15 protein-coding genes are annotated in these 15,010 nt (G+C 47.4%); 4 read left to right on the plus strand and 11 right to left on the minus strand.

What is annotated here, in order from left to right; translation table 11 throughout:
* Positions 1–360: 360 nt before the first annotated feature.
* Positions 361–993 (plus strand): GNAT family N-acetyltransferase, encoded by a 633-nt coding sequence (locus tag NKT06_RS21495; protein ID WP_253439119.1) that lies wholly within the window; start codon positions 361–363, stop codon positions 991–993.
* A gap of 110 nt (positions 994–1,103) precedes the next feature.
* On the opposite strand, the gene NKT06_RS21500 is transcribed toward NKT06_RS21495, so the two are convergent.
* From NKT06_RS21500 to NKT06_RS21515, 4 genes are all read right to left on the minus strand, one after another.
* Positions 1,104–1,799, minus strand: a complete 696-nt coding sequence (locus NKT06_RS21500) for a 5'-methylthioadenosine/adenosylhomocysteine nucleosidase (protein WP_253439122.1) — start codon at positions 1,797–1,799, stop codon at positions 1,104–1,106.
* A 119-nt stretch (positions 1,800–1,918) separates the two neighbouring features.
* Positions 1,919–2,932, minus strand: coding sequence for a catabolite control protein A (gene ccpA, locus NKT06_RS21505; protein ID WP_036614690.1), 1,014 nt, complete (start codon positions 2,930–2,932; stop codon positions 1,919–1,921).
* A 92-nt stretch (positions 2,933–3,024) separates the two neighbouring features.
* A complete protein-coding gene (ytxJ, locus tag NKT06_RS21510; RefSeq protein ID WP_253439125.1) occupies positions 3,025–3,372 on the minus strand; it encodes a bacillithiol system redox-active protein YtxJ in 348 nt (115 codons plus the stop codon).
* 122 nt (positions 3,373–3,494) lie between these two features.
* A complete protein-coding gene (locus NKT06_RS21515) occupies positions 3,495–3,908 on the minus strand; it encodes a hypothetical protein (protein ID WP_253439128.1) in 414 nt (137 codons plus the stop codon).
* A 276-nt stretch (positions 3,909–4,184) separates the two neighbouring features.
* Here NKT06_RS21515 and NKT06_RS21520 point away from each other — a divergent pair, with 276 nt between their 5' ends.
* Positions 4,185–4,709 (plus strand): type 1 glutamine amidotransferase domain-containing protein, encoded by a 525-nt coding sequence (locus NKT06_RS21520; RefSeq protein ID WP_036674874.1) that lies wholly within the window; start codon positions 4,185–4,187, stop codon positions 4,707–4,709.
* Between the two features lie 120 nt (positions 4,710–4,829).
* Here the strand turns inward: NKT06_RS21520 and ptsP are convergent, their stop codons facing one another.
* From ptsP to aroA, 4 genes are all read right to left on the minus strand, one after another.
* Positions 4,830–6,590 carry a phosphoenolpyruvate--protein phosphotransferase gene (gene ptsP / locus NKT06_RS21525; protein ID WP_253439131.1) on the minus strand — a complete coding sequence of 587 codons (1,761 nt, stop codon included), beginning with the start codon at positions 6,588–6,590 and terminating at the stop codon, positions 4,830–4,832.
* Positions 6,587–8,467, minus strand: a complete 1,881-nt coding sequence (locus tag NKT06_RS21530) for a glucose PTS transporter subunit IIA (RefSeq protein WP_253439134.1) — start codon at positions 8,465–8,467, stop codon at positions 6,587–6,589. The genes ptsP and NKT06_RS21530 overlap by 4 nt, the downstream gene beginning before the upstream one ends.
* A 198-nt stretch (positions 8,468–8,665) precedes the next feature.
* Positions 8,666–9,100 (minus strand): CoA-binding protein, encoded by a 435-nt coding sequence (locus tag NKT06_RS21535; RefSeq protein ID WP_124116073.1) that lies wholly within the window; start codon positions 9,098–9,100, stop codon positions 8,666–8,668.
* A gap of 59 nt (positions 9,101–9,159) precedes the next feature.
* Positions 9,160–10,455, minus strand: a complete 1,296-nt coding sequence (gene aroA, locus NKT06_RS21540) for a 3-phosphoshikimate 1-carboxyvinyltransferase (protein ID WP_253439137.1) — start codon at positions 10,453–10,455, stop codon at positions 9,160–9,162.
* Positions 10,456–10,561: 106 nt separating this feature from the next.
* On the opposite strand from aroA, the gene NKT06_RS21545 reads away from it, so the two are divergent.
* Entirely contained in the window at positions 10,562–10,867 is a 306-nt protein-coding gene (locus NKT06_RS21545) for a rhodanese-like domain-containing protein (protein ID WP_017687407.1), read from the plus strand.
* 130 nt (positions 10,868–10,997) lie between these two features.
* Here the strand turns inward: NKT06_RS21545 and NKT06_RS21550 are convergent, their stop codons facing one another.
* Positions 10,998–11,507, minus strand: coding sequence for a shikimate kinase (locus NKT06_RS21550; RefSeq protein ID WP_253439140.1), 510 nt, complete (start codon positions 11,505–11,507; stop codon positions 10,998–11,000).
* 375 nt (positions 11,508–11,882) lie between these two features.
* On the minus strand, positions 11,883–13,292 hold the full coding sequence (gene gndA, locus NKT06_RS21555; protein ID WP_253439142.1) for an NADP-dependent phosphogluconate dehydrogenase: 1,410 nt from the start codon (positions 13,290–13,292) through the stop codon (positions 11,883–11,885).
* Positions 13,293–13,554: 262 nt separating this feature from the next.
* Here gndA and NKT06_RS21560 point away from each other — a divergent pair, with 262 nt between their 5' ends.
* Positions 13,555–14,160: a suppressor of fused domain protein gene (locus NKT06_RS21560; protein ID WP_253439145.1), complete on the plus strand. Its 606-nt coding sequence runs from the start codon at positions 13,555–13,557 to the stop codon at positions 14,158–14,160.
* 106 nt (positions 14,161–14,266) lie between these two features.
* Here the strand turns inward: NKT06_RS21560 and NKT06_RS21565 are convergent, their stop codons facing one another.
* Positions 14,267–14,866: a hypothetical protein gene (locus NKT06_RS21565; RefSeq protein ID WP_253439148.1), complete on the minus strand. Its 600-nt coding sequence runs from the start codon at positions 14,864–14,866 to the stop codon at positions 14,267–14,269.
* Between the last annotated feature and the right edge of the window lie 144 nt (positions 14,867–15,010).

Here is a 15,010-nt window from a genome sequence, read left to right on the forward strand (position 1 = left end):
ACAGATGTTAACCATACTGTATTGAATTGTGAACATTTTTTGTCTACGCAATTATAGCAAATCTTTTCAATTGTCGTCTATGGCTTTTCAATTTTTTGGATTTTTGCTATAAATATGTGTTCAAGAAGATCGGTTTTCAGTACCAAGAAGATGGGATGAAGCTAGAAATGGAGTAGCGGAGCGTAGGGAAAACTACGTGAGCAACTAAAATGTTTCCTTTGGAAACATACTTCGTAAGCCTCCCGCTTATTTCGGGTGAATGCCATATTCGATGCTGATGATGCCGATAGGCATCCTTCGTAATCAAAAGCGTTCCTTTGTGAACAACCTCTATAAGTAGGAAAGAGAGGAGCATGAACCATGGAACATATCAAAGAACATCATATGCGTTCCATCTTCAAGTCCGGCCACCGAATTACTGTTGAAGGACCCGTGCAGGCCGACGAGATAACCCGTCTTGCCTTCCATCCGGATCTGGATGCCTTTCGGCGCCCAACGGAGCAGCAGGAAGCTCTGGCCGAGATCGCAGCATTGCCTGAAGGTCGAATTATCATTGCACACGAAAATGAAACAATTATCGGCTATGTAACCTTTCACTATGCGGATGATTGTGAACGCTGGTCCGAGGGCAACATGACTGATCTGATTGAGCTTGGAGCAATCGAGGTTGCGGACGACTATCGCTCGCTTGGCATCGGACGTGAAATGTTGCTTACGGCTCTGGAAGATAAATACATGGAGAATTACATTATTTTCACCACAGAATATTATTGGCATTGGGATCTGAAGGGCAGCGGACTAAATGTATGGGATTATCGCAAAATGATGGAGAGGCTGATGCAAACGATCGACATGACTTGGTATGCAACGGACGACCCTGAAATATGTTCGCATCCTGCAAACTGTTTGATGGTGCGTATCGGAAGTCAGGTGCCTATCACATCGGAAGAACAGTTTGATCGTGTACGCTTCCGCCATCGGTTCATGTATTAATTCGATGATCTGTTCGAAAAACAATATACATAACAAAAACCGCCTCTCGCAGCGTTGCTCCATACTGCATGGAACAGCTAATCGAAAGGCGGTTTTTCTTAGTGCTGCCATTACATATTTTCTAACATGTGCTCCACAATACGGTGTGAACGCTGGGAAGATTCCACGGTAAATTCAGCAAAGTTGACATGCGCCGAACCATCCGCTTTATCTGACATCCCCCGCAGGACAACAAATGGTACACGATTCATGTAACAAACCTGGGCTACAGCTGCCCCTTCCATCTCAGCACATGCACCGTCCATTTCGGTATATAACATGTTAACGGTATCTTTATTCGCAATAAATTGGTCTCCTGATAATACTTTACCAATCAAATAATGGGCTCCCAGAACTTTACACGCTTCTTCAGCCAGTGTAATAAGCGAAGCCTCGGCAGGGAATGCAGATGTCTCCTGGTAAGGAATAACCCCGCGTTCGAACCCCAGTGGCGTTACATCCATGTCATGCTGAACACATACAGACGATATAACCATATCTCCAATGTTCAGCTCCGGGTTAACTGCACCCGCTACACCTGTGAAGATAATGCGATTAACCTGAAAACGATCAATCAAGATCTGTGTCGTAACCGCTGCATTTACTTTTCCTACGCCGGATTTGCACACGACAATTTGCTTGCCCAGCCACTCACCTGCAACGTATGTAATCCCGGTTTGTTTGACCGTCTCAAGCTGCTTCATACCTGCCAGCAAAAGCTCTACTTCCTCATCCATCGCTCCGATAATACCAATCGTTTCACGCATCTTCTGATCCTCCTGTTTTCACTTTTAACCTCATTCAGCACAAAAGCTCCGTCTCCGGAGCTTTCGCATATCCACTATGTAGAGAGAGAGGTTCCTCTCTTTCCTGTATATAATCCCGATTACACTACATCTGCATGACTTACAGACAGACGAAGAATCGTTTCATGCGGCAAAATAACCCGTGGATTCTCCACATTTTCCTTCTTCATCAGCTTGGTCAGCAAACGCATCGCAACTGCGCCAAGATCGTACATAGGCTGTGCCACTGTCGTCAACTGAGGACGCACCATGGAAGCCATACGGATGTTATCCACACTAATAATGGAGAAGTCATCCGGTACTTTCAGACCGTCATCCTGAATGCTGTGAATGGCACCAATGGCCATTTCATCTGTTGCAGCAAAGATAGCTGATGGTTTTTTCTTGAGTCCAAGGAAATATTTCATTGCTTCCACACCGGATTCATACCGATAGTTACCAATTCGAACAAGATCCTCCTGGTATTCAATACCCGCTGCTTCCAGTGCTTTTTTGTATCCTTGGAAACGGGCATATCCATTCGCAGGATCTTGCAGGGTACCACTGATCATCGCAATTTCCTTGTGTCCATGACGAATCAGGGTGTTTACCGCATCAAACGCAGCTGCTTCATGGTCAATATCCACCGAAGGGAATGTGCCCTTCTCATCACTTGTTGCACAAAGTACGATCGGTACAGCCGCAGACTGGAACGCCTGAATGTGTTCGTCCGTTACTGTTCCGCCCATGAAGAGCAATCCGTCTACTTGTTTTTCGAGCAACGTGTTAATTACACGAATTTCTTTTTCTTTCTTCTTATCTGCATTACACAAAATAATATTGTAGTGATACATATTCGCAATATCTTCAATTCCGCGGGCAATCTCCGCGAAGGTTGAGTTCGAAATATCCGGAATAACGACCCCGACCGTGGTTGTCTTCTTGCTTGCCAGACCTCTGGCTACCGCGTTCGGACGATATCCCAACCGTTCGATGGCTTCATATACTTTTTTCCGCGTTTGCGGTTTGACATTAGGGTTATTATTAACTACCCGTGATACCGTTGCCATAGACACTCCAGCTTCACGTGCCACATCATAAATGGTTACCGTCACAGTACTTCTCTCCATTACCAGTAAATTTTCATACCATTTTCATTAAGATTTATATTACGACAAATTTTTGCATTAATCAATTAAAATAGGCTTTAGGACTCACTCAAAACTTTCGTAAGTGTAGCTCTAGTAATATCTGAATGGGAAGTATGCCATACAGGAACTCCCTTTTTAATCAGGATTGCCTGTGGAGATTCGTGCTTAACACCCAGCTTATTTGCTAGTTCATTCGATACCGGGCGATCTTCCACAACATAGATGATGCCATATTTCACTTGTTCATTGGCATGGTTAAGCAAATAATCGTTCATCTCCTGATATGCGTTCGAGCTGATCGGACAGCGCGTGCTGTGCTTAAACAGAAGCAAGGGTTGATCCTCGGTAGCCTCCACTGCGGAGTTTAGCTGTTCAATACTTGTCATTTTAGTCATGTCAGCCATTAGATATACATCCCCCTTTACCAGGAATACCGCTATGTTGAGCGTTTTCACTCTTCGATATCTTAACAAAAAGTGCGCGAAAAAGCCAATTTTCATGAAAACAAGCATTTTGCACGTCAAAATTAGACAGCATTCGAGAAATACTCCTGCCACACAAATCCGGATAACTGACTTAACCTGCGCTCCGTGGTCTCTATCCAAACTGCATCTCCAGACTTCGTTGCGTAACCCATGATGTCCAGCAGCAGATTAATACGTTCCTCCACTGCTTGCTGCATCCGATATTGCATCTCCCGATCGGTCGCATCCGGCCAGGCCAGCAGCTGCTCATGAAACAGGTCTGCCAGTTCATTACGATCACCAAAAGATACGTCTTGCTTCACGGGCTGTTCACCCAACGTGCTTATGCATTCTGTTAAGTCCGGTTTGACTGGCGGAAGCACTTCGTATGATACACAATCTGTACACGCAAATACGGGTACGTTTCGAATCTCCACTTTTTTGGCGTATACCACGGTTCTTAATTCCAATTCCATAACATGTCCACATCTGCACGACTTGCGCACACCCATCACCTCATTCGTTCTTTACTCTATATAAGTACCATTCGACCTATTTCGGCTCAAATCCTGCTCCAAAAGAAAGGTTGCACAAATTACCACTCCCTCCAGATGAAGGTTGTCGAATGCAGGTAATTACTGACTTGTAATCGCTTCCTCCAGACTGCATATGCACAACCATGAAGTCCCTTGGAGAATCTGTTACAATTAAAGACGCAACAGACCTAATTAACGCAAAAAGGAGAGATGAACATGAGATTAACCGGTAAAAAAGTCATCGCTCTGGTCGATGAAGAATTCGAGGATTTGGAATTGTGGTACCCTGTGCATCGTGTTCGTGAAGAAGGTGCAGAAGTGCATCTTGCTGGTGAGAAAAAAGGAAAAACCTATATTGGCAAATATGGTGTGCCTGCTGAAGCCGAATATAGTTTCGATGAACTGGACAGTTCAGATTACGATGGCATTCTTGTGCCAGGCGGCTGGGCGCCAGATAAGCTGCGTCGTTATCCCAAAGTACTGGAACTTGTGAAGGAAATGAATGCAGATCGGAAACCGATTGGACAGATCTGTCATGCAGGATGGGTACTAATCTCTGCCAAAATTCTGGACGGGGTTACGGTAACCTCTACACCAGGCATTCGGGATGACATGGAAAATGCAGGTGCGATCTGGAAAGATGAAGCGGTTGTTGTTGATGGACATATCATCTCGGCACGTCGTCCGCCCGACCTTCCCCCATATGGCAAGGCATTCTGTGATGCACTCGCTGACAAGTAAAAATAACCCCATTGTGCTCTCATGCACAGTGGGGTTATTTTATATAAACAAGTTTCCAATAAATAATTATCACAAATGTAAATATATTAACTTAAAGGTATTTATATCCATTTTCCCCAATCAGGATGCATTCGAACCACTTTGTTCGTCTGGACTTCCCGTGGAGTCATTAAAAACTTGCAGTCGCTCCTCAATATCTCCGCTGGTCCGCAAGGCGAAGCACTTTCGGGCTTCTTCTTTGGCGTCCGATGCTGTTGTGTTCAACACTCTGTGCTTCACACGTAACAGGGATTGCGGGGACATACTCAAGTGGCGAATGCCAAGCTCCAGCCAAAGTGGAATGGCACGTTCGTCCCCTGCCATCTCCCCGCACACACTGACATCAATTCCGGCCGTATGCGCCGCATCCGCTGTGGCACGAAGCATCCGCAGAACAGCAGGATGATAAGGGTGATACATATGAGCGATCTGCTCATTCATTCGATCTACTGCCAGTACATATTGAACCAGATCGTTCGTTCCTATACTGAAGAAATCCGCTTCCTCCGCCAGCAGATCAGCAATCATCACCGCTGCAGGAACTTCAATCATGATCCCCACCTGAATGTGAGGGTCGTATGATAATCCCCGCTCGTCCAGATCGGACATCGCCTCACGAAGAATCTCATTGGCTTGTTGAAGCTCTTCCACCGAAGAGATCATCGGGTACATGATTTTGACATTGCCGGCAGCGCTGGCACGGAGAATGGCTGTCAGCTGTGTTTTGAACAGGTCCTTACGGTCCAGACTAATCCGAATGGCACGATAACCCAGAAACGGATTGTCTTCCTCCGGCAATTCAAAGTAATCCAGTTGCTTGTCACCACCGATATCCAGTGTACGAATGACAACGGATTGACCTGCTGTCTTCTCTGCCACAAGGCGGTACACCTCATACTGCTCCTGCTCACCAGGGAATGTAGCCCGGTCCATATATAAGAACTCTGTCCGGAACAATCCTACACCCTTGGCTCCATGTTTCAAAGCCAGATCCAGTTCCTTCACCGAACTGATATTGGAAGCGAGGTGTAATACGGCCCCGTCTTTGGTTACAGCATCCACCGTAGCAAGCACCTGAAGTTGTTCTTTTTTCTTCAGCTGTTTGCTGCGAAGCATGGTATACCGTTCAATTGTCTTGCGATCCGGGTCGGTAAATACCAAGCCGTTATCACCATCCACCACTAGCATATCACCAGTCTCTACCGGCATGCCAAGACTCGCTTCCAGACCGGAAACGAGAGGAATGCCAAGCGCGCGAGCCATTATTGCAGAATGTGATGTCTTCCCGCCAATCAAGGTTACAATGCCTAGGACATGGCTGGGATTCAGATGCGCTAATTGAGATGGCGATAGTTCTTTGGCAACAAGTACATAAGGCTGGGTATCTGAAGGGAGTGTAATCTCCGGTGCACCAAGCAGATGCTTGAGCAGACGATTACCCACATCCTTGATGTCAATGGCCCGCTCCTTCATATACTCGTCTTCCAGCAAGTCAAACATTGTGACAAAGTGGTCTATGGCTTCTTTGACTGCCACTTCTGCCGCCTTGTACTGACGCTCGATAATGCCGCGAATTTCGTTCATGAATACCGGATCTTCGAGGATTGCCAGATGTGCATCAAAAATACTGGACTCCTCCGGACCAACAACTTCCTTGAACTCATTTTTAATATATTCGATCTCATCCTTTGATGTCCGTATGCCCTCATACAGCCGTTCGAACTCTTGGGCGAGATCTACCGAATCCATCTTCTGATCCGGCAGATCCCATTCCCAACTGGGCAGGACAAATGCTTTGCCGATGGCTATGCCTGCAGCTCCGTTGATGCCTTGTATCTTCATTCTACCCCTCCAACGTTCCTGTCATAGAGCACCACGGACATGACGGATGCCTGACCTTTCTTAACTTGCTTAAATGGAGCAAAGCTCCATGATTTTACTCGATCGGGATTCGTAATTACCATTGGGGTTGTCAGTGACGCCGCTTGCTCGCGAAGTACCGCAAGATCAAACTTGATCAACAACTGCCCTGGCTCCACCGTATCGCCCTCCTGAACAAAAGCTTCAAAATGGCCTTTCAACTGAGAGGTATCGATGCCGATATGCAGTAACACCTCAAGCCCCTCCCGGGTGGAAATCCCCAAAGCATGCATGGTCGGGTACAAGTGCATAATTGTTCCATACACCGGTGATACCAGCTCTCCGCGTTCTGGAACAAAAGCTACTCCATCCCCAACAAGCTTGGCTGCAAAGATCTGATCCGGCACCTCTTCAATGGGCAACATTTTTCCCTGAACGGGAGCACAGAACAGAACCTGTTGCAGATCTCTTTCCAACAACTTCGCGATTTCTTCCCGAATCAATTCCGAATAGGTACCGAATACCACCTGTACGTTACCGCCACCCAGCTTAATCAGTCCGGCGGACCCCATACTCTTCATGGCACCCGTGTCGATCAGGCGGTCATCATGCACAGTCAGGCGAAGACGTGTAATACATGCTTCAACCTGTACAATGTTACTCTTTCCACCCAATGCTTCAAGGATTAAAGGTGCCTGATAAGGAATGTTACCTACCCAATCTTCCAGCATGGAGCCCTCTTCACGTCCTGGCGTTGGAATCTTGAACGTACGAATCGCCCATCGGAACAGGAAGTAATAAACCAGCCCATATAGTATGCCAATCGGAATGAGCTTCCAAGCATTCTCCGATAGATGGAAATTGAGTATGTAATCAATAATACCTGCGGAGTAAGAAAATCCATGCCGGATATCAAGCCAGTAACTGATCCACATGGCCACGCCGGACATCACTGCATGCACGATGAACAGATAAGGTGCTGCGAACAAAAAAGCAAACTCAATCTGTTCCGATACCCCGGTTAGAAAACAAACGAGTGCCGATGTCAGAAAAGTTTTCTTGATTTTCGGTTTCAGATCTTCCCTAGCCTCCTGAATAATAGCAAAAGCTATCGCCGGAATGGCAAACATCATGATGGGAAACAAACCCGCCATAAAGAATCCTGCGGTGGGGTCTCCTGCAAAAAATCGGGGCAAATCCCCTTGCACAATGTTACCATCAGGCGTTTCGAACGTTCCTAACTGGAACCAAAATACATTGTTAAGCAGATGATGAAGTCCAAAAGCGACCAGTACCCTGTATAACACCCCGTAGATGAACAATCCAAAACCGCCGAGACTGTATTCCCACGTGGCAATGGCGTTCAATCCATGCTGTAAAATCGGAGCGAGCCATAACATAAAGCAGGAGAACAATGCCGAACAGAGTCCGACGATGAGCAAAACAAACCTTGAACCCCCGAAAAATTGCAAAATTTCAGGTAGTTTAATGCTTTTAAACCGATTATGCATCCCACCGGCAAGCGCGCCGAGTATGATTCCGATTAAGGAAGCAGGCTGAACAGTGCCATCACTGAAGTTGCGAGTCACCTGATCATATATCACGATACCAGCCAGCGCGGCGAGTCCCGCTTGTCCGGCCTGGTTGGAGAGTCCCAGTGCTACACCGACAGCGAACAAATACGGCAAGAAATAAAAAATGCCGTGTCCGGCCACAGTAGACACTTCACCGACAACACTTAATCCCCAGGCGTCCCAAGGCAGACTGCCAACACTGAGCAAAATTGCGGCGGCGGGCAGGACCATTGTAGGCAGCATTACCGCTCGTCCGAGCTGCTGCAAGGATCCGAGCCAATTCATGGCGACCTCTCCTTTCTATCCTAGATGGTAAGCTTTGTGCAACGTTTTGTCAAAGCAAAACAGTAACCCATTGGTCATTTTATATAGCAAAAATAGAACAGAAAAAATCCCGTCAACTTCAAAGTTAACGGGATCTATCCTGCAATCATTCAATTGGGTCAGATCAGGAGATCAACCGATCTCATGTGAACGGGCCTCTCAGCCGCGTCCAGCGCCGCGCAGAACGATGGAATCCTCTACCTTGATACAACGATTCGTTACCGCTGTCATGCCGTTCTCTGCCGCAATCTGAACCGCTTCATCACTATGGATGCCAAGCTGAAGCCACAGGACATTTGCTTTGATGGCAGCGGCGTCACGTGCTACATCCGCACAGAACTCATCGCGACGAAACACATTGACGATGTCTACTGGCTCTGGAATATCCGCAAGCGTCGCATATACCGTCTCTCCAAGGATTTCACCTTGCACCTGTGGATTAACCGGAATGATGCGATAGCCTCTGCTCTGCATGGCTTCGGCGACCATATAGGAAGTGCGATCCGATTTGTCTGATAAACCGACGACTGCGATGTTGCCTGCCTTGCGCAAAATTTGTCCAATTTCTTCACGAGTAGGATTGTTAAATTCCATGTTCAAGCACCATCCTTTTCTGATTAAAGTGCGTGTTCAAAAGACTGATTCTCAGTTATTTACTCTTTTACCCATTGAACCGAGGCGCCAAGCGCCTGCAAATGATCGAAATATTGCGGATAAGACTTGGCTACATGGTGTGCATCCCGAATACGAAGCGGTTCCTTGGAACGCAGACCAACGACTGTAAGCGCCATAATTACGCGATGGTCGAAGTGTGCGTTAATCTCAACGCCGCCTTCTACGCCTTCCGGACGTCCGTGTACGATAATCTCAGCTTGACGCTCTTCGACGTTCGCTCCTGCCTTCCGCAGTTCGTTCAAGTAATCGGTGATTCGGTCACATTCCTTGTAACGCAGGTTCTCTACATTATAGAACCGAGACGTGCCTTCCGCAAATACAGCTGCGGCTACCATAGCCAAAACGGCGTCCGTTGCGGCATCCCCGTCGAACTCGATCGCTTTCAGTCTGCCATTACCTTGAACGTGTACGACATCGTTCTCATGTGTCAACGGCACTTCCATCATGCGCAGAACGTCAACGATGGCGCGTTCGCCCTGTTTGCTCTGCTCCATCAGGCGCAGAATTCTCACATCAGACTGTGTAACCGCTGCTGCTGCAAGAACCGCTGCTGATCCAGGATAATCCCCTTGTACCGTATAAGTCGTTGGCTGGTATGCCTGTCCACCTGGTACACGGAAGGACATGTAATCATCACTTGCATGGATAACGATACCTGCCTGCTCCAGCACTTCCAGCGTCTGTCCGATAACGACCTTGGACTTCAGGTCATTCAGCACTTCAATGGTGCTGTCTTCTGCAAGCAAAGGCGTAACAAACAACAATGCGCTCAGATATTGGGAGCTGACGGAGCCGGATACACGAATGTGTCCACCCTTGGCATTGCCACCTTTAATTGTAATCGGCAAACGTCCTTGTTCGTGCTGTACTTCTACACCCAGTTGGCCAAGCGCATCGATCAGGTCATCATGCGGACGTTTGCCCAGCGAATCCGGGTACGTATTTACAAATGTAACGTCAGGGCAGAGCGCTGTAACTCCCATCAGGAAACGAAGTACAGCACCCGCATTCCCCACATTCAACTCACGCACATCACGGGGATGACTGCCGAAGCCCTTGATCACAATCTTGCTGTCGTCTTCTTCAAGTACTGCCCCAAGATCACGAATACATCTGCGCATGGCGTCACTGTCTTCACTGTGTGCTGGGAAATGAATGGTACTTGTGCCTTCTGCCAGCGCAGCAGCCAGCAAATAGCGGGTAGTGTAGTTTTTGGAGGACAGAGCCCCGATTTCCCCGTTCAGAGTGGGGGTTGGTTTAACAATAACGTCCATGGATGAAATTCTCCTTCATTGATTATATTGTGGCCAAATTGACATTCCATGCATCGCTTGGGTATCATTATAGGCGTTAAGTCCATACAGAAAAGAGGACCTGAATATGACACAAATAGCTGAAATTGAAACGTCTGAGCTGCGCCGCCGTTTACAGGCGGGAGAGAAGCTGCAGATGATAGACGTCCGCGAGGACGATGAAGTCGCGCAAGGTATGATCGAAGGAGCCAAGCATATCCCGCTTGGACAGATTCCGGACCGACTGTCTGAGATTGAGAAATCAGGCGAGATCGTGATCATCTGTCGTAGCGGCTACCGCAGTGAGCGTGCCTGTGAATATCTGCAGCAACTGGGATATGAAGGCTGTACGAACATGGTCGGCGGTATGCTTCAGTGGCAACAGGAAGACTAGAGTAACCCGGAGAGAAGCGAAATCATTTGTAACCTTTAACTTCTACTCCACTCTTAGAAACGGGCCAATACGGCCCGTTTTGTTATATCTGCCACCATCTTTCATCCATCAAACTTCGATGATAACAAGCTTAGACGCGGTAATGCGCTAAAATTAAACGAGTCACTTCAGCAGCGGATAACTCGGTTGTATCCACCGTATAATGTGCGAACCGGTATGCGTCTTTCCGTTCTTCCATAATTGCCTTGATGCGTTCCTCTGTATTGCCTGCAAGAAGGGGACGATTGTCACAGCCGCTAACACGTTCCACAATCACTGCCGGATCAGCAGTCAGAGCAACAACCCAACCATTTTCCAACATCACGTCACAATTATCTGAACGCAGCACCACGCCACCTCCGGTCGCTATGACCTGTGACTTTTTCTCCAGTACCGAACACAACACGCGGCTCTCGGCATCACGGAAATACGTCTCTCCCTTGTCGGTGAACAGTTCCGGAATCGTACAGCCTTCCTCTTTTTCCACCGCGGCGTCCACATCAATCAATCGGTAACCAAGCTCACGTGCGAGCATATCAGCAACGGTTGATTTGCCGGTTCCCATCATGCCGATGAGAATAATATTGTTAGACTTGCTCAAGGTGTACACTCCTTTAATTCAAGCAATTCGTGAGCACTTTTGTCCTATCATAACACAGCCCTGCGGACTGGGAAAGACCATCTCCCAACCGACTTCCTTTCGACCATCCGCAGGTACTTCCAAGACAGATCAAGTAACTCCCAGCATATAAGCTACGTAAGATCTCAACCTCAAGCAGTTTTGAGCCCCCAAACTTCTCAATCCGTAACTCTTCAGCAACCTGACGAACCCCAATAAGCTTATTTACAGTAAAAAAGAGGCCTAGCGTTAACCGGCAATCACCGGAACGCCAAACCTCTTTTAAGCCTCTTAGCAGGCCAAATCTGCCTCTTTAAGGCGCTCAACCCAAATCTCATCGAATTCGTATAGGTGATACTACTCCATCCAGTTGTGGTGGAAGCTGCCTTCTTTGTCCACACGTTTGAACGTGTGAGCACCAAAGTAGTCACGTTGTGCTTGCAGCAAGTTTGCTGGCAAACGCTCTGTACGGTAGCTGTCGTAGTAAGACAGTGCGCTGGAGAAACCAGGTACTGGAACACCTTGTTTTACAGCAGCCGCTACAACTTCACGCCATGCACCTTGATAAGACTCAACGATGTTTTGGAAGTAAGGATCCAAGAGCAAGTTTTTCAGAGCTGCGTCTTTATCATAAGCTTCCTTGATGTTTTGCAGGAACTGCGAACGGATGATGCAGCCACCGCGGAAGATCATGGCAATGTTGCCGTATTTCAGATCCCAGCCATACTCGTCGGAAGCTGCACGCATTTGTGCAAATCCTTGTGCGTAGGATACGATTTTACTTGCAAAGAGGGCTTTACGCACGCTCTCAATGAACGCTTTTTTGTCGCCGGAGAACGCTTCAGTGGCTGGTCCACTCAGGATTTTGCTAGCTGCTACACGCTCGTCCTTCATGGCAGACAGGAAACGGGAGAATACGGATTCTGTGATCATGGACAATGGTACGCCGAGATCCAGCGCACTTTGGCTTGTCCATTTACCTGTTCCTTTTTGTCCAGCCGCGTCCAGAATGACGTCAACCATTGGTTTGCCTGTTTCTGGATCATATTTGGAGAAGATATCTGCTGTGATTTCGATCAAATAACTATCCAGCTCTCCTTGATTCCATTCCGTAAAGATCGTATGAAGCTCTTCAACGGAAACGTTCAATACGGATTTGAGCAAGTGGTACGCTTCACCAATCAACTGCATATCTCCGTACTCAATACCGTTATGCACCATTTTCACATAGTGCCCGGCACCATCAGGTCCAATATATGTACAACATGGATCGTCACCGACTTTGGCCGAGATCGCCGTCAGGATCGGTTCAACCAGTTTATAAGCACTTTCCTGTCCACCAGGCATGATGGAAGGGCCTTTCAGTGCGCCTTCTTCACCACCGGATACACCTGTACCGATGAAGCGAATACCTTTGTCTTCCAACTCTTTGCTGCGACGTTGCGTGTCAGGGAAGTATGCGTTCCCTCCATCGATGATGATATCACCCTCATCCAGGTGAGGAAGCAGTTGTTCAATGGTAGCGTCGGTCGCTTTGCCGGCTTGTACCATGATCAAAATTTTGCGCGGGGATTCCAGGGATGCTACGAACTCTTCAATGGAGAATGAGCCTGTCAGGTTTTTACCTTCAGCTTCTTTCAGAAGATCATTGGTTTTCTCCGGGGAACGGTTATATACCGATACTGAGAAACCTTTGCTTTCAATGTTAAGGGCCAAATTTTTGCCCATGACAGCCAGGCCAATCACGCCAATTTGTTGTTTTGTCATCTGGTCCTCCATCCTTTGCTCCAATTAATTTTATTGAAATAAATTCTCAACAATACTCCCATTTTAACGGTTTTATGTATAGAAGTGAACCCCGTGGCACAGCTACGCAACGAGAAAACACCCCAATCTGCTGAGGTGTTCATCGTATTTTCATAAATACAGCGGGGATCGCTCTGTCGCATACCAAAGTAATCCAATATTGTACATCTGATGGTATAATCATATCCATTGAACCTGGACTGAAGAAGGAGGAGCATAACACGTGGCATGGGAACAGCTTTCAAAGCAAGAACAATTTTCAATGGATATTCGCAGAACCTTTTTGTTGGGGGCTTATATCAATGAATGGGGTATGCCAGAGCTCAGAACCGTTCTTTCGAAGCCGAATCGAGGCATTCATATCGAAATTTATTATTTCCCTCCCACCGCGCATGCAGACATCGCCAGATTCGCAACGGTCGGATTGTCTCAGGCATGTCGCCCTTCAGGGGAGAAGGTCGCGTCGGAGTGGATGCTCGCGCTGCAACCCAATCTCGGTGGGGAAAATGTGGAGCGTGTGAACACCTATATGGCCGATCTGATCTCCCATCACATCGAAAATGTACCGGATTCGACGGTTCCGCGTGTGATGACATCGAGCGAATTAGCACCCTCCCGTTGGACTGTAACTGCCTTTCTCCTCGATGAATTGCGAGGTGAAAGCGAATCCTTGGAACAGATACACGTAGGCCATGAAACGATTCCGTTACTATGGGCCATCCCCATCACCTCGTATGAAGCCAATCTGTTGTTATCCGCGGGATTGGATGAATTCGACGCCTTCATCGAAAGCTCGGAATACTCTATCATTGACCCCTGTCGTCCATAATGCCCTCTATATACAAATAAAGCCCTGGCTTGCGCCAGGGTTTTGATATGAATTGATGTTATTTTTCGAGAGCAGTTTTCATTCACCTTCCAGCGTTAACTGTTCCTCAACCTTCCAACATTAACAGATGTCCGGACAGTTGTTTTAAGACTTCACGACAAGCATTTGCTTTGTCTAGATTATCCATCTGTATGGCAGTGTGGAGGCGCTCCAGTTCATCGTCCACTTCCATGCGCAACAACATGAGCCTTTCCTCGCCTTCACGCGAGAGGAACATTTCTTCCATCTCTTCCGCCGTCGGCGCGGGTTCCTTTTGAAATATCACACGCTGTTTGAAACCAGAAACTTCCACGAGCCGAATCACTTCACCGAATAAAATGTTCTCAACAGTCATCTGCTGATCCTTAAACCGCTTCACAACTGCATGCCCACGTGTATCTCCAATCAGCTTCTCCAGCCATTCTGCAAGCTTTGCGTCCTTAATGATGTAATCCCCAGTCATCTTATAGTTCCCCGTGCGTGTCTGTTGAAAGCGGAGCTTTACCAGCTTGCGGCCGGTCCGGACTGACAGGATAAAAAAGGATTCGTCCTCGCTCCAATATAGTGAATATCCCTCACGAATAAGGTCTCTGATCAAATTTTGGATATGCCGACGGTTGAACCGCAGCTCCAGATTGCAATATTCAACTTCATAACTCTTATTCACGGCACTCCCTCCATCTGTACCGGATCTGCTCCGGCCCTCGTCTTCAATCGCTTCTACTCAATCGGCTTACCCTATTTTATACTTCATTTTATGTAAGGGTACTTGGTTATTTGACTATTTTTCACCGAAAGGACCGCAGCACTA

The organism is Paenibacillus sp. 1781tsa1, from assembly GCF_024159265.1.
GTDB lineage: Bacteria > Bacillota > Bacilli > Paenibacillales > Paenibacillaceae > Paenibacillus.

Excerpts from the sequence above, each read along its gene's own strand:
- NKT06_RS21495 (WP_253439119.1), top strand. The coding sequence starts at position 361 with ATGGAACATATCAAAGAACATCATATGCGTTCCATCTTCAAGTCCGGC.
- NKT06_RS21500 (WP_253439122.1), bottom strand. The coding sequence starts at position 1,799 with ATGCGTGAAACGATTGGTATTATCGGAGCGATGGATGAGGAAGTAGAG.
- ytxJ (WP_253439125.1), bottom strand. The coding sequence starts at position 3,372 with ATGGCTGACATGACTAAAATGACAAGTATTGAACAGCTAAACTCCGCA.
- NKT06_RS21515 (WP_253439128.1), bottom strand. The coding sequence starts at position 3,908 with ATGGAATTGGAATTAAGAACCGTGGTATACGCCAAAAAAGTGGAGATT.
- NKT06_RS21520 (WP_036674874.1), top strand. The coding sequence starts at position 4,185 with ATGAGATTAACCGGTAAAAAAGTCATCGCTCTGGTCGATGAAGAATTC.
- ptsP (WP_253439131.1), bottom strand. The coding sequence starts at position 6,590 with ATGAAGATACAAGGCATCAACGGAGCTGCAGGCATAGCCATCGGCAAA.
- NKT06_RS21530 (WP_253439134.1), bottom strand. The coding sequence starts at position 8,467 with ATGAATTGGCTCGGATCCTTGCAGCAGCTCGGACGAGCGGTAATGCTG.
- NKT06_RS21535 (WP_124116073.1), bottom strand. The coding sequence starts at position 9,100 with ATGGAATTTAACAATCCTACTCGTGAAGAAATTGGACAAATTTTGCGC.
- aroA (WP_253439137.1), bottom strand. The coding sequence starts at position 10,455 with ATGGACGTTATTGTTAAACCAACCCCCACTCTGAACGGGGAAATCGGG.
- NKT06_RS21545 (WP_017687407.1), top strand. The coding sequence starts at position 10,562 with ATGACACAAATAGCTGAAATTGAAACGTCTGAGCTGCGCCGCCGTTTA.
- gndA (WP_253439142.1), bottom strand. The coding sequence starts at position 13,292 with ATGACAAAACAACAAATTGGCGTGATTGGCCTGGCTGTCATGGGCAAA.